The sequence below is a fragment of the Chitinophaga sp. 01L420 genome (assembly GCF_056399985.1).
Map to the genome: position 1 here is coordinate 405,066 of NZ_JBFTSK010000002.1, position 14,328 is coordinate 419,393.

Annotated in this window: 13 protein-coding genes and 1 tRNA gene; 6 read left to right on the forward strand and 8 right to left on the reverse strand. The window is 42.8% G+C overall.

All coding sequences use genetic code 11. The features are described 5' to 3' along the window. The first annotated feature begins 6 nt into the window (after positions 1–6). The 3 genes from AC1DP6_RS03450 to AC1DP6_RS03460 all read left to right on the forward strand — a co-directional run bounded on the left by AC1DP6_RS03450 (position 7) and on the right by AC1DP6_RS03460 (position 1,986). Entirely contained in the window at positions 7–774 is a 768-nt protein-coding gene (locus tag AC1DP6_RS03450; RefSeq protein WP_477053582.1) for a DUF3050 domain-containing protein, read from the forward strand. Between the two features lie 82 nt (positions 775–856). Next, positions 857–929 (forward strand) — tRNA-Phe (locus AC1DP6_RS03455). A gap of 313 nt (positions 930–1,242) precedes the next feature. Next, complete coding sequence (locus AC1DP6_RS03460; protein WP_477053583.1) at positions 1,243–1,986, forward strand: hypothetical protein; 744 nt, start codon at positions 1,243–1,245, stop codon at positions 1,984–1,986. 549 nt (positions 1,987–2,535) lie between these two features. On the opposite strand, the gene AC1DP6_RS03465 is transcribed toward AC1DP6_RS03460, so the two are convergent. From AC1DP6_RS03465 to AC1DP6_RS03485, 5 genes are all read right to left on the reverse strand, one after another. Then, positions 2,536–2,946 (reverse strand): DsrE family protein, encoded by a 411-nt coding sequence (locus AC1DP6_RS03465; protein WP_477053584.1) that lies wholly within the window; start codon positions 2,944–2,946, stop codon positions 2,536–2,538. Between the two features lie 41 nt (positions 2,947–2,987). Next, on the reverse strand, positions 2,988–3,962 hold the full coding sequence (locus AC1DP6_RS03470; RefSeq protein WP_477053585.1) for a c-type cytochrome: 975 nt from the start codon (positions 3,960–3,962) through the stop codon (positions 2,988–2,990). Continuing rightward, positions 3,959–4,657: a hypothetical protein gene (locus AC1DP6_RS03475; protein WP_477053586.1), complete on the reverse strand. Its 699-nt coding sequence runs from the start codon at positions 4,655–4,657 to the stop codon at positions 3,959–3,961. The genes AC1DP6_RS03470 and AC1DP6_RS03475 overlap by 4 nt, the downstream gene beginning before the upstream one ends. A gap of 262 nt (positions 4,658–4,919) precedes the next feature. Next, on the reverse strand, positions 4,920–5,732 hold the full coding sequence (locus AC1DP6_RS03480; protein WP_477053587.1) for a helix-turn-helix domain-containing protein: 813 nt from the start codon (positions 5,730–5,732) through the stop codon (positions 4,920–4,922). Between the two features lie 55 nt (positions 5,733–5,787). Then, complete coding sequence (locus tag AC1DP6_RS03485; protein WP_477053588.1) at positions 5,788–6,021, reverse strand: hypothetical protein; 234 nt, start codon at positions 6,019–6,021, stop codon at positions 5,788–5,790. Positions 6,022–6,051: 30 nt separating this feature from the next. On the opposite strand from AC1DP6_RS03485, the gene AC1DP6_RS03490 reads away from it, so the two are divergent. Together AC1DP6_RS03490 and AC1DP6_RS03495 are read left to right on the forward strand one after the other, a co-directional pair. Further along, positions 6,052–6,825 (forward strand): outer membrane beta-barrel protein, encoded by a 774-nt coding sequence (locus tag AC1DP6_RS03490; protein WP_477053589.1) that lies wholly within the window; start codon positions 6,052–6,054, stop codon positions 6,823–6,825. 114 nt (positions 6,826–6,939) lie between these two features. Further along, positions 6,940–7,920: a hypothetical protein gene (locus tag AC1DP6_RS03495; RefSeq protein WP_477053590.1), complete on the forward strand. Its 981-nt coding sequence runs from the start codon at positions 6,940–6,942 to the stop codon at positions 7,918–7,920. Between the two features lie 157 nt (positions 7,921–8,077). On the opposite strand, the gene AC1DP6_RS03500 is transcribed toward AC1DP6_RS03495, so the two are convergent. From AC1DP6_RS03500 to AC1DP6_RS03510, 3 genes are all read right to left on the reverse strand, one after another. After that, entirely contained in the window at positions 8,078–8,521 is a 444-nt protein-coding gene (locus AC1DP6_RS03500) for a hypothetical protein (protein WP_477053591.1), read from the reverse strand. Positions 8,522–8,703: 182 nt separating this feature from the next. Then, on the reverse strand, positions 8,704–9,504 hold the full coding sequence (locus AC1DP6_RS03505; protein WP_477053592.1) for a lipid II flippase Amj family protein: 801 nt from the start codon (positions 9,502–9,504) through the stop codon (positions 8,704–8,706). Positions 9,505–9,540: 36 nt separating this feature from the next. After that, positions 9,541–11,946 (reverse strand): ABC transporter permease, encoded by a 2,406-nt coding sequence (locus AC1DP6_RS03510; protein WP_477053593.1) that lies wholly within the window; start codon positions 11,944–11,946, stop codon positions 9,541–9,543. 227 nt (positions 11,947–12,173) lie between these two features. On the opposite strand from AC1DP6_RS03510, the gene AC1DP6_RS03515 reads away from it, so the two are divergent. Further along, positions 12,174–14,321, forward strand: coding sequence for an alpha-galactosidase (locus AC1DP6_RS03515; RefSeq protein ID WP_477053594.1), 2,148 nt, complete (start codon positions 12,174–12,176; stop codon positions 14,319–14,321). Positions 14,322–14,328: the final 7 nt, after the last annotated feature.

Here is a 14,328-nt window from a genome sequence, read left to right on the forward strand (position 1 = left end):
TACAAAATGAGTATCAAACAAATACAGGAAACCATTGCCTCCAACAGGCAGAAAGTAGTGGAGCACCCGTTATATGCGGAGCTGCAAACACTGGAAGACGTACGTACCTTTATGCAGTACCATGTTTATGCCGTTTGGGATTTCATGTCGCTACTCAAAGGATTACAACAACAGCTTACCTGTGTAAACGTTCCCTGGGTGCCCGTTGGCAATGCGGCCACCCGGTATCTCATCAATGAAATTGTAACCGGCGAAGAAAGTGATGTGGATAAAGCAGGTAACCGCTGCAGCCACTTTGAACTGTACGAGCAGGCCATGCAACAGGCAGGTGCCGATATCGGCAATATAAAGACGATTATAGCCGATGTAAAAGCCGGGAAGTCTATCCAAAGCATTTTGGAAAAATCGTCCCTTCCTAAGGCTGTAAAGGGCTTTTTAGGCTTTACTTTTGATGTGGTTGCTACCGGTAAGGCACATATCATGGCAGCAGTATTTACTTTCGGCCGCGAAGATCTTATTCCTGATATGTTCTTGGCATTGGTAAAAGACCTGGATCAGAAGTTTCCTGGCAAGCTCGATACCTTCATTTATTATCTCGAAAGACACATAGAAGTAGATGGCGATCACCATAGTCAACTGGCGATGCAAATGGTCAACGAACTTTGTGGAGCAGATGAAAATAAATGGCGGGAGGCCGGTGAATACGCCCAACAGTCGCTGTTTTGGCGGCATGAATTGTGGAGCGGTATTCTGCACGAAAAAGTGATTTTATAAATTTTTTGAAAAAATATTTTGCAATTCAAAAGATTGTATTACTTTTGCAATCCCCTCACGAGAGAGGGCAACAAAAAAGGATGGTGCGGTAGCTCAGTTGGTAGAGCAAAGGACTGAAAATCCTTGTGTCGCCGGTTCGATCCCGGCTCACACCACAGAAAAAAGGTCATCGGAAGATGGCCTTTTTTTATGCCCGTAAACGTAGGCACAACTGGGCTTCAGCATTTATAATGTCCAGGGAGCTCTGACCTCCTTACATTTTATTGGATCAAGGTTTCAACCTGGAGAATATCTTTTTCAATATTCTCTAAAGGCCAATACACTCGCGTTTGCCATTCTCAAATCCCCATCGAATTATCCTTGAATATTATACAATAAGCAATACACTGGCTTTAGATAATCTTCAATCTGCCCCGAAAACTGGTTCCCCGGATTATGTTATATTTATAGTAATCAAAATAATCTCTCATGGCAAAACAAATGTCTATCATTCCCTTTACGGGAAAACTCGGTTCTCTCATTGGGTATAAGCGCAATGGCAACTACTTCCTGCGCTCCATGCCCGAAAGCGTGCAGCAAACGGCTGCTACCCGCCGCGCATCCCGGCGCTTTGGTATCGCCAGCAGGAAAGGTGCTTTTATCCGTCATGCTTTTTACAGCCACCTGGATATCCATTGTGACGGCGCCCACATCAATCGGCTCAATAAGCTACTCATTGCTGCCGGCGATCATCACGAGGCGCTGACAGGCTTCCGCTTCAATCAGCCTACCGGCGTAGATCGTTTCTTTCCGGTGGCTCCCCGCCTCTTGAGTAACGGGATATTAAATATTCCCGCACAAACCATCGATGGGTATAAAGGTATTACTGCCCTCGAAGTAAAAGTGATCGCTACGCGTATCGATTTTATATCACGCCAGGTGATGGGTAGCGAAACAGTTATGCTAATGATAGACACCGATACCACTTTCCAGGAAACAAATGTTTCGCTGGAGGTACCCGGAGAAGGTTCACTGGTAGTGGTTTTCCAGGTAAGAGCGATGTACAAAGATGGCCCATCGCGCAGCAGACAATACATGGCCGCCGATATTATTGCGGTGGCAGCGCCACAGGTACCTAAATCTGCTAATAAACGTAGGTACCCAAAGCGGACGAAATTGCTTCCCAAACTTACCTACACACACGCATATCCAGCTATCATTCAACTGGAATAAAGCGATCTTGCCTCCGGAGATATTTTGATGAATAGTCCCTTTATACCTGCTTCCTTTCAATAGTATATTTCTTTCCTCAGCTACAGCCTGGCACTGAAGCAGCCCTGTTATGGCCGGTTCTCACCTCTTTCCATCTGCTGATGCAATTTCATCCCGGTTATACATCCGGAACTCATCCCCGCATCAAGTCCACCTCTACTGCACTGCTACTATAGGTACTAAGCGGGTGCTAAGCATAGGCTCAACGGAGCCTACATAATGAAACCGTAATGCTGACTATAATGATGGAGGGCCTTAATGCACTATATCTTAAAAAAGTATTTAGAGACAACGAAGATAAAATTCCTTATAAAATATCCGTGATGAAGGCTTTCGGGCGGCCGGTGAACTTAGATCTGTAGCATTCTTCCTTTATAGATTGACTAAACTGTATGATTAAAATTTACACTATTCCCCAGGTTTTCAACTTGATCCAACATAGGTACAAGAGGCGTCAGCATTTATTAGGCCCAGGGAGCTCTGACCTCCGCAGGGCGTTATCTCATTTTATCAATGCGCCACTTTAATATACCCCCACCCTTCCCTCTGTTTGGTGATTATTTCATAAATGGCATCCGGTACAATTTCAACGCCCGGAATCAATTCACTGGCGTCTTTATTATTTCGTTTCATGGTAGCACCACATACTTTTATACTCACTTTTTTATTGGTCAGCAGCTCCGTGAGGGCAGGTGTTATCTTTGATTTATCTTTCAATACCATATCCAGGGCATCGCCATAAACGGCCACCTCCAACTGTGCATCCGGGCTACCTTTCAGGATACCGTTTACTTGTCGCATCACCGTGTTATGATCCTCTACCGATTTACTGGTAATATCAAATACTACCTTGTAATCTGCCTGGGCATAGGACGCGAGATATCCAAGCAAACATCCAAAAAGTACGAATAGCTTTTTCATGATCATATTGTTACTTGAAATGATAAATATTAGCCCGCAGTTTATTTAATGTGCTGCTTCTCCCTTAGATGTAGAATAGGACCAAAAGGACCATATTTATGTTGTTGCTCAGAAAAGGTATCGCTGAACGGCCCGAAAGGATGATCTGCTGGCTTGGTGCTTACTACAGGCCAGTCTTCAGGAAATTCCTTAACAGGACGAATTTGTGAATTTACAAAGGCAGCCACATCCCACGCTTCCTCGTCCGTTAATAATGTTTTGCTATAGTCGGCGCCAAACGGCATATTGTTTTTTACATACCCGGCAAATCTCGATAGCCTGTAGATGCCGGCGCCTGTATTATAAGTTTTCTCTCCCCACAAAGGTGGATACTCGTACTCAACAGCACCTGCAGATAATTTCCCTTCGCCATTCTCTCCATGACATCTACTGCATTGCTGCATATATACCCGCTTCCCTTTTGTGGTATCTGCCCTTCTTTCCAGGTATGCTATTTCTTTTATTCCGCTTCCCGGTGGTTTGTATCCTTTAGGTACATTTTTCCCGAGCCATTGTATATAAGCGATGATAGCCCTGAGCTCCCGGCTGTTACTGTCGAGAGCATTACCGTTGAGGCTGCGGATCAGACAATCATTCACTTTTTTTGCAATCGATTCAACCGTGCCGCTCCTTTCCCTGAATTTTGGGTACGTAGATGCCGTGCCCCCAAAGTTGTTTCCCCAGCGCCTGGTGCCCGCCTCTAAGTGGCAATTCTGACAGTTCATACCATTGCTGATGATTGCTATTTTTCCTCTGGGTCCCAGGTATACGGAAGTGTGGGCTATAAGATCCCGCCCATACCGGATCACTGCACCATCTGGTGTATGCGGAATCGTAGCTGTATCGGGCGCCATCCACAACGTCGCCATTCCCTTTTTTTCGCGCTGATCCTGATTGTTGAAAAACGTTTTAACAACAACCAGGATCAGCCCCAGTAATACTATACCCCACAACGCCCGGGAAAAAATCTTTTTCATCCCGCAAAACAGTAGCCGCAATTCTTTTCCTGAGCGCGGCCTACAGCCCACACGCCGGAAGGCACTAACTGTATTCCCGGTAAGATTCCTTCGATCCATTCTTTCTTGACCTCGGCAGCGTCGAGCGACATATTTTGTGCTACCACTGCGCTATACACTGTTATTGCCATGTTACATACGCAGAATAATACGCCACTGGCCTGCAGTTCATTGATTCCGATAGCTACGTCGCCAACACCCGGAACTTTAAAGTCTCCCGGTTTAGGCTCCCAGAAGGGGTTTCTGACTGCCGGCGCTTTTGTAGCAGGATCATCAGCCTTAAACATCTCTCCAAATTTATACTTGGCCCATAGCTCACTTTTCATAGCATATGGAATCGCATCGTGACGCAATACCACCACCACACAGCATTCTTTTTCAGGTGTGCCTGTAGCTGCATTGGTCAGTAAAAATACTTTAGGCCAGGCAAAAGGCAGTATATCGTGCGGACGAACTACATCCAGTACCATTTTGTGTTTGCCCTTGATTTTATTCACCCATGCTTCGGGGTTTTCGAGACCAATATTTTGTTCATGAGGAAATGCCGCCTGCAGGTTTAAAGGAACAAAAGATGGCATGGTCAACACCGTTGCTCCTGCAATGATTTTTCCGAGAAAATCACGGCGGTTGGTTGCTTCGTTTTCGATATAACTCATATGATTGCTATTTTGGTGAATGGAATATTTACCTATAACATCTGCTATTGCTAATAGCAGGCAATCAAGAAACCAGCATTAAAGGATAGTGGGAATTTCAAGAAGACGGTCAAAAATATCAGGAGATGCATTTTCGACATCATTAATACGGCCAATTCGTCAACCAATGTTATCATTGCTTAACCGCATTAATACGGGGAACTACAAGTGATGCTAATTTAGGAAAATAAAAACGGGGACTATCGGATAAAAGTGACAAAATTTAAATCCCCAACGCCAGCTCCAGGCTGCTGCGGAAACCAGGATATTCATGTGGTAAACATCCCGCGAAATGCCTGAACTCATTGATAAAATGAGTTTGGTCGCTATACCCGAACCGGTTAGCCAATAAACACCATTGAATTTTTCTTTCCTTTTCCATGTATTCAATCGTTCGTCGGAAACGCACAATGCGACAAAATGTTTTCAGGTGAAGCCCTGTTTGTTCCAGGAAATTTCTTTCTAAAGTACGTTTAGTAAGATACGTTTCCGATTCCAATTGCCGGATGGTAATATTGCCATCTGCTGCATATATCAATCGTATCGTCTCATTCAGATTTCTCGAATATTTTCTTTCGTTCAATAACTGGCCGATAAGAAATGCTTCCACGATGACAACCTGTTGCTCTCCGCTGCTGCATTCCCTTAACTGCTCCCCTAATTCATGCATTTGAGAACCGACAATGACCGACAGATCAATGCTTTTGTTTGTGAAGTTTGTCGCCGGAATATGGAAGAGCTTAAACCAGGCAGCTGGTTTAAAATTTATCACCTGGTTTTTCATTCCCGCGTAAATGCAGCGTTCACAAACAATATCATTGGGGCCTGTAATACTGTCTGCTGCTACATATTCCTTATTAGTAATATCATAAACCTTATCCGGCGGACCTAAATTAAATACCAGGCTTTGAATAAGGTGCGGCAGTATGGTCATCTTCCGGCTACCTTCTTCCCGGAAATCGCTTTCCAGTATTAGGTGGGAAAGTATATAATCCTGTAACAACCGGTGTGGCTGAAAAGATTGCACCTTGAACATATTCAAACGCTTTATAGATACCGGGTATCTGGCATATCAAACGGCTCTGAAATAATTAATAGTGGCAAAGACCAAACTTGAATCCATATGCAAATATAGGAATCATTATCCTTCTTATAAATCCGGCAATTCCACCAGATCCGCCACAAAGCACGTCGGCTTCTCCCCGGCTCCTTTCCGCAAAAAACAGGTCATCGGAAGATGCTCTTTTTTCATGCTCATAAACATCGGCATCTTGAAAAGTATCCTTTCTTTTTAACCCGCTTTTAATTCCCTTATAACTTCCCAAAACATAGTTTTTTATTACTTTTCAGAAAAAATGAAATCCCTATTGCCCCTATTTGCGCTGGCTCTGATCCCTGCCATCGTCGCAGCACAAAAAATTGAATTGAAAGTAAACGCTAGTGCTAACCTTAGTATGCTCCCCAACTTTGACAATCAAATTATAATCGTGAATGGTTTTACGATTCCGGGTGTAATAAGTGTGGCCAATGCCGCCAACCCTCCCATGGCCACCACTGCTACTTCTAAAACTAAACGGCAGGCTGGTTTTAACTTTGAAGTGGAAGCCGGGAGGAAGCTGTCTGATAGATGGAAGATTTCACTATCACTGGGCGTAAATCAAATCCGGTATGATTACGATACCCACATTTATCAATCTATTCTTTATAAGAATGATTTTGATTTAAGCGAATTAACAACGAAGTATGGCGATTCAAAGTTCACCTACCTTACATCACGTCCATTGAATGTTTCACTAACATTTGACCGGTTCTCCCTACAGGCTGGCCCCATTATCAATTATCTGATTGGCAAAAAATACTCAAACTATGTGGTCGTTTCCAATGTAGATACCCGGGAAGCAATCGGCGCCTTCTTTGAAAGCAAGGGAGATGTACAAAAATTCCTGTATGGTGTACATTTGAATGCCCGCATGGCTATGGCAAAAAATCTGGAAATTATGCTGGGCAGTCAGTACTTCCTAAACGCTCTCTATAAAAAAGAAACTACGTACAAACCGATATATGATAAAAGCAAGGCACTACAGATTCAGTTAGGATTGAGCTACAATTTTGCTTCTTTTATCAGGTAATCCTCTCATGATGAAAATGACTGATGTTCCTGACCAGGCAAATTCGCCGCGAAATAAGGAATAAACACCAAACTAAATATATAGTTATACATTTGCATGTATAATTATATGAAAATGTTATATCTTAATCCTATTCAGCGTTTCACGCAATTATTTCTGCCAGCCCTTTTAGTGATAGCCCTTCATAGTTGCAAAGGAGTAAAAGTTCACAGTAGTTTCCCGAAAAAGAATACACCTGTTTCCAGCGATCAATTGCAACAATTGAAAAACAGAACTGTCATATTTTTCGTCCCGGATAATGAAATCTCCTATTTGCAAGACTATCAGCAATTACTGGCAGAAACCTGGACACTCACACCGATTAAAGTAATAAAATACAGTGAACTGTCTTCCTATCCTGAAAATTCAGAGAAATACGCCTATTTTACTTTAAACTGGCTCATTACTTCGAGTCGCGGCGGCCATGTAGGCGCCGCATCCAGCATCTCCTATTCCAACAGTCACTATTATCTCACACTTTCTATACCACATGTTGCCCATAGGAAAAAGAAAACCTGGATAGAAAACGACTATCTATGCCGGATAGAATTATATCCTGAAATGGGGGCTATGGCTTCACGTACCCCAAATATTGTAGAGGGACTCTATAAATATGCTACCATACGCAATTTCACATTACCATATATGCTTGCCTATGTCAAATTTGTACAACAAAATCTGGAGAAAGGTAATAACCCCGGCGTATATGTAAACTATAAAAACAAGGACCTGATGAGTCAATTGAAGGATCAAACATTGTATGTTCCGGATAACCTAATATTCAGTCGAAATAAATTTAATGGTAAAGAAGCACTAAAAGATCAGGATCTTTTTGAAGGATATAAAGGCAAGTATAAATACATTTCCAGCAGTGATCTGATAAAAATTATAAAAGATAAAAAAGCAGCGCCTCTTTATCTATTCGAATATGTGCTTAGCAGTACTGATAAGTATGTAGGCGTACTCGAAATTAATTCGGGTACCGTTGCCTATAGAAAGTATACACCTTTGAGTTATAATCTGAAGCCTAAAGACATAAAAGCCATTATCGACTAGTATTCGTTTCCAGGTCTGGCGATAAATTGCCAGACCAGGAAACATAAAATATCTACCGCAATACAGTTACGCTACAGCTGCCAATTCCCGGACAGATTTCTCCAATACCGGTAATCCCCACCCTTTCAGGTGGGAAAGGTGCACTCATCCATTTCCATTAAAAATAAACCCGCTTCCTTTCCAGGACCTTCAACATCTCTTCCTTTACTTCCGCTGTTCTTTCATTAAAGCGTTGCAAAGACTTCGTTACCACCCGGTCCAGGACGTGAACGGTTCCATTTTCGACCGCTTCTTCAAACAATGCTATATCAGCAGAACTGATCATCTTTCTATCATACCAGCTGCTGCTTAGTATCAGGTAATGAACGTCAAAACCAGACTGGTTAAAATATGCCAGTATGTTTTGCACATCCCTTATACCATTACCAGGCACCAGATTCATAATCACACAAAAAGAAGTGTCAGATTCCCTGTGAAACTGAATGATGGTCTTAATACGCATCAGGTAATCATCTGAACCATGATAGCGGGGAAAGATAATTACAAACTGCTCTTCTCCAAATGATGCCGCTTGAATCGGCTGCTTGAAAGGAAAAAACATTTTCCTTTCAAAGATTTGCTGGGTCGTTTTTCCTTTGCCTGTATGGGGGTTACCAACAATAGCAAAAAATGTTCGGGGCTTAACAATCATCTCCCAAAAAGCAAAAAAAAACGGAAAAAACTGTTAACCAATTCCAAACAGTATCAGCATTGTAGATTCCTTTACAGGAAAATAAGTACCTGCTATACTTTTTCCGCCAACAACGCAATCAGCTGTGCACAAGGCAGGAAGAGTATCTGCGCTAACAATGTACCGCCAATCCTGGCAATAACCATATAGGAAATATATTTCCGGAAAGTACTCTCTGCTACCTTACCCAATACCACATCATCCGTAAGGATCGATAAATGAGGATCTATAAATAACGCCATTAATACAGTAGCCACCCCATTTATAACCCCGGAGAGATTACTGGCCGTTGTTCTGTATTCCGGATTCAAATAAGCCGCATATACACAGGACAACACCGCAATAGTAAGTATGGCCGTAGCCAGCAGGTTATACAAAAATATACGCCATGGAAAACTCTTCTGAGCGGTTAACTCCACTAAATGATCCCTGGATGGCATTTTCAGACTCTCCTTCACAAACTGCATTCCGGCACCGGAAAGACCCAGATAAAATAATCTGGGTATCGACTTATGCACACTGAAATGTACTACCGCCCTGGACAATAATCGCTGAAAAGTAGGAATAAGAAATGCTCCCAGCACAGACCCGACCGTACATGATAAAATAATGTACCTGAACATGAGCGTATTGGAAGCTACCTGCAACTTCAGATCCTGCTCCACCGTTTTAGCCAATAGTGGCGCCTGTAGCGTGTTAGCAGTACGTGATAATAATACGAGGATATTAAATAATGAAAAGGTAATGGCAATTCTTCCTGTCCTCACTCCCACGATCCTTACTGCATAAGATAATGTAGTAATCAGGTTGATCAGCAAAGTGAGGACGAGCACAATAATAATCTGGGTAGTCATTTTAGTAGCAATTATAAACTGCTACTAAAATAATCTTTATTCTGTTCTAAGGCTTTTTACCGGGTTTGTGGTCGCCAGTTTCCGCGTCATACCAATAATGACAAATGCTACCAATAACATCAGCAACACACCCACTATTAAAAACGGTCCGGCGCCAATATTAATTCTATAAGCATAATCCATTAGCCAGGTATGTAACAGGTACCACGCCAGCGGCCACGCCACCATATTAGAGGCAACAATGATCCAGGAAAATTCTTTCACGAACAACGTAATAATATTAAGCACAGAAGCTCCTAATGCTTTCCTTATTCCCATTTCCTTATTCCTTCTTGCAATACTTAAGGTAACTATTCCCAATACCCCGAGTAACACAATCATCAGCGACACAATCGTAGCAGCCCTTGCCGCTTTCTGCATTTGCGTTTCTGTTTCATACAACTGTGCAATACTGTCATCGAGGAACTTAAAATCAAAAGGAGTATCCGGAAAAACCTGTCCCCACTTATTTTGCAACGCTGCTATTTGTTTGGAGGTATTACCAGCATTTAACCGGAACGAGATGAAGCGATAAATACCCGTTGATTCTACCGTCATAAAGCAAAGTGGGGAAATCGCGTCCCGCAAGGTGCCAAAATGAAAATCACGTGTAACACCGCTCACATACATCACTGCATTAAAATTATGCATCCGCACCGGCTGATTTATAGCCTCTGCTGCACTTTTCCATCCAAGCGCATGCACTGCAGCTTCATTAATAACAATCTTCGATGAGTCTGCCTGCGTACCTGTGTAATAAGCCCCCGCGCTCATTTTAATCCCATAGGTAGCTACAAACCGTTCATCTGATATAACCGATACCGAGGAAATAGCGGTGCTGGAATCATTCTCCGGCCTGTAAATCATGTTGGTCCCATTACTCCACCCATCAGGGATCGCATAAGAAAATGAAGCATCTTTTACCTCAGACATTGTACGAAACTCATCTCTCATTCTTTCCATATGCTTTACACCTGAAAAGGTCCAGTCCCGCGGTACCGGAACGGTGATAACGCGCTCCTTATTAAAACCGAGATCTGAATTAAAAAAGAAAGATACCTGTCTGTCTATGACGATGGCGGCTATGAACACCACAATAGCGGTTACAAACTGCACGGTTATCAGTGCCCGCCTGAATAACAACTTCTCCTTTATATTCTTCAGCTTTCCTTTTAACGCAGTTACAGAAGGTTGTGCGGACAATACAAAGGCCGGATATAATCCTGCCAGCCCTCCCGTAAACAGAATAATAAATACCGGCAAAAAAGCAAACCAGGCAGGGAAGGAAGACAAGCCCGGTATCTCTTTTCCTATCATCTGGCTGAATAGTGGTTTTAATAAAAAGAACATCCCGAGTGATACCACAAAAGAAAATGCCACCACTAACACCGATTCCGTAATAAACTGAAATACTAACTGTCTCTTTTTACCACCCATAGCCTTTCTCACACCAATTTCTTTTAACCTGGTTAAAGAGTTCCCAATAGAAATATTGACGAAATTAATAATCGCCATCAGCAGGATGAACATCGCTACGAAAGAAAAAATGGCGATCATTCTACCAGCAAGACCTTTATACATACCCAGATAAACGTCCTTTAATGCTACCGGATATACCTCCAGTGTTTTTTGTATTTCAGAAGAAGCATTTGTTTTTATTAACGTGGCCAGTGGCACTTTTAATTGTTCCGGTTTTACCCCCGGCTTCAATAATACATAACCAACAATATTAGGTGATAGCCAGCTATTGAAGCCAAACTCACGGCCAAAGTACCTGATACTCGCAGGCCCCATGAATAACTCATTTCCGGGTTTAGTATAGTTGGTAACGGTATTGAACGGCAGATCTTTTATCACTGCAGTCACTTCAAAATCTTCATTCCGTCCATCGAACGATTGAATCTTCAACAGCTTTCCTACTGCATCTGCTTTACCAAAATATAATTTCGCCTTCTTCTCTGTAAGCACTACTGCGTTAGGTTTATCCATAGCAGTACGAGGATCTCCATAAGCGACCGGTAAATTAAATACATCAAAAAAAGTGGAATCTCCGGGGTGTATCCCTTCCCGGTAATGCTTATCTCCTACTGACACCACTGTAGTAATGGCATCATGACCATATGCTTTCTCTATCAGTGCAGGATAATTATCCTGTAATGATTTTGTTAATGGTCCTAACGTTGCAAATTCAACCCCTGTTTCTGGATTCGCCCACTTACTTTTCAACAAGAAAATACGGTCGTTGTTTTTAACGAACCGATTCACCTGTAGTTCCCCCCAGGTATACGCTCCTATCAGCAAAACAAAGGTGATTCCTATTGATAATCCCCAAATATTCACCATCGCAAAAAACCGATGCTTCACAATATTTCTCCAGGCGACCAGAAAGTAGTTTTTTATCATAAGATAAGAGTATAGAGCGTTGGTGCAGCTAAAAAAATGCCGCAACTGAAAGCATTGATAATCAATTTCATTATTCTCGTTTCATTGTCCGATAACGTACATCCGCTGTTCACTTCTGTACGACCCATTTTTGCACGAAAAGTACAAGGACCGGGTAAATTAGCATATATATCCTTTCCTTTTATTTGTATTTTGTACACTTATTCCTCGTTAGTAAATGTTTAAACATGAAGAAACTACTGGCCATAGGCCTGGTATTGCTGACCCACTTGGCTTCGGCACAAAATATACACATCCGTATTAATACCCAACATGTTAGCCTGGTATATGGCGTTAACAGGGAAGGACGACTGGTACAACAGTATTTAGGCCAGACACTACAGCCAGCCTTCGCGGACACCACTCTAAAAGGCAAACAGGAAGCCTATGTAACCGCTGGCATGGAAAGTCTGCTGGACCCCGCCATCCGCATAGTACACAACGATGGCAACCCATCCCTGGAACTGAAGTACGCGGCTCACGAATCAGCACCACAGAAAGAAAATAATGTCACCGCTACCACTATTACGCTGAAAGATCCCGTATACCCGGTAACCGTTATCCTTCATTTTGAGGCCTATTACAAAGAAGATATCATCAAAGCCTGGACGGAAATAAAACACGCAGAGAAAAAACCGGTACAGGTAACCGCATATGCCTCTTCCATGCTGCATTTGAAAGCTGATAAATACTGGCTCACCCAGTTTCATGGCGATTGGGCAAAAGAAGTAAACATGCAGGAACAATACCTGACTACCGGTATGAAAATTCTTGACAGTAAATTAGGCATCCGCGCCAACATGCTTCAATCTCCTATGTTCCTCCTCTCTCTTGATCATCCGGCAGAAGAAGAAAACGGTGAAGTATTGGCTGGGACACTCGCCTGGACAGGTAATTTCAAATTTGGCTTTGAGGTAGATGAACATAATGCACTCCATGTTAACGCAGGAATTAATCCATACGCCAGCGACTATACGCTGAAACCAGGCGAAATATTCACCACTCCTGCATTCATCTTTACTTTATCCACAAAAGGAAAAGGACAAGCCAGCCGTAATTTTAATCGCTGGGCACTTGACTATGGTGTCCTGGATGGGCGTGGTCCACGTCTTACCCTGCTAAATAACTGGGAGGCCACCGGCATGGACTTCAATGAACAACGCCTGACCGCCCTTTTTGGAGGGACCAAAAAATTAGGCGTAGATCTCTTTTTGTTAGATGATGGCTGGTTTGCCAATAAATTTCCCCGCAATGCCGATAATGCAGGTCTGGGTGATTGGGAACCCAATACCACCAAACTCCCACACGGCCTGGGATACCTGGTACAGGAAGCCCAAAAACAAGGCGTTAAATTCGGTATCTGGCTGGAGCCCGAAATGGTAAATCCAAAGAGTGAGCTGTATACCCAACATCCTGACTGGGTGTTACGCCTCCCTAACCGTGCAGAAAATTATTTTCGGCATCAAATGGTGCTTGACCTCACCAACCCGGCAGTACAGGATTTCGTGTATGGAATAGTAGCTAAAACAATGTCAGAAAATCCGGGGATAGCCTACATCAAGTGGGATTGCAACCGTATGCTCACCAACACCTGGTCTCCTTATCTGAAAGAAAAACAATCACACCTCTTCATAGAATATACGAGGAGTTTATATAAAGTGCTGGACAGGGTCAGGGCCAGATATCCTCACCTGCCCATCATGCTTTGCTCCGGCGGTGGTGGTCGTACAGATTACGGCGCCTTAAAGTACTTTACCGAATTCTGGCCCAGCGATAACACAGATGGTCTGGAAAGAATTTATATCCAATACGGCTACTCTCACTTCTTCCCATCTAATACAATGGCAGCACACGTAACCAATTGGGGCCATCAATCGCTGAAATTCCGTACAGATGTAGCTATGATGGGTAAGCTGGGATATGATATAAAGGTGGATGACTTCACCGAAAAAGAACTACAATTTAGTCATGATGCTGTAGAAACGTATAGGCGTATCAGTGATATCGTATGGTATGGTAATCTTTATCGCCTGGTTTCTCCATATAAAGAAAACAGGGCGGTGTTTCAATACACCAGCGATGATCAGAAAAAAACAATCCTGTTTAACTACCTGATGAACATCACCAGGAATGATGTATTTGCAGCGGTAAAATTACAAGGCCTGGATCCTCAAAAAAATTATCGTATCCGTGAAATCAATTTGTATCCTGACACCCATACCTCCTTTCATTTTGATCAGCTATATAGCGGTGATTTCCTCATGAAAGAAGGCATTCAACTGACAGGCAACGGCAGGTCATTGAGCAGTAATATTCTTGAAATAACAGCTGAGTAATTTTTCA

Excerpts from the sequence above, each read along its gene's own strand:
- AC1DP6_RS03470 (WP_477053585.1), bottom strand. The coding sequence starts at position 3,962 with ATGAAAAAGATTTTTTCCCGGGCGTTGTGGGGTATAGTATTACTGGGG.
- AC1DP6_RS03475 (WP_477053586.1), bottom strand. The coding sequence starts at position 4,657 with ATGAGTTATATCGAAAACGAAGCAACCAACCGCCGTGATTTTCTCGGA.
- AC1DP6_RS03500 (WP_477053591.1), bottom strand. The coding sequence starts at position 8,521 with ATGTTTTTTCCTTTCAAGCAGCCGATTCAAGCGGCATCATTTGGAGAA.
- AC1DP6_RS03460 (WP_477053583.1), top strand. The coding sequence starts at position 1,243 with ATGGCAAAACAAATGTCTATCATTCCCTTTACGGGAAAACTCGGTTCT.
- AC1DP6_RS03480 (WP_477053587.1), bottom strand. The coding sequence starts at position 5,732 with ATGTTCAAGGTGCAATCTTTTCAGCCACACCGGTTGTTACAGGATTAT.
- AC1DP6_RS03510 (WP_477053593.1), bottom strand. The coding sequence starts at position 11,946 with ATGATAAAAAACTACTTTCTGGTCGCCTGGAGAAATATTGTGAAGCAT.
- AC1DP6_RS03490 (WP_477053589.1), top strand. The coding sequence starts at position 6,052 with ATGAAATCCCTATTGCCCCTATTTGCGCTGGCTCTGATCCCTGCCATC.
- AC1DP6_RS03495 (WP_477053590.1), top strand. The coding sequence starts at position 6,940 with ATGTTATATCTTAATCCTATTCAGCGTTTCACGCAATTATTTCTGCCA.
- AC1DP6_RS03515 (WP_477053594.1), top strand. The coding sequence starts at position 12,174 with ATGAAGAAACTACTGGCCATAGGCCTGGTATTGCTGACCCACTTGGCT.
- AC1DP6_RS03465 (WP_477053584.1), bottom strand. The coding sequence starts at position 2,946 with ATGAAAAAGCTATTCGTACTTTTTGGATGTTTGCTTGGATATCTCGCG.
- AC1DP6_RS03450 (WP_477053582.1), top strand. The coding sequence starts at position 7 with ATGAGTATCAAACAAATACAGGAAACCATTGCCTCCAACAGGCAGAAA.
- AC1DP6_RS03505 (WP_477053592.1), bottom strand. The coding sequence starts at position 9,504 with ATGACTACCCAGATTATTATTGTGCTCGTCCTCACTTTGCTGATCAAC.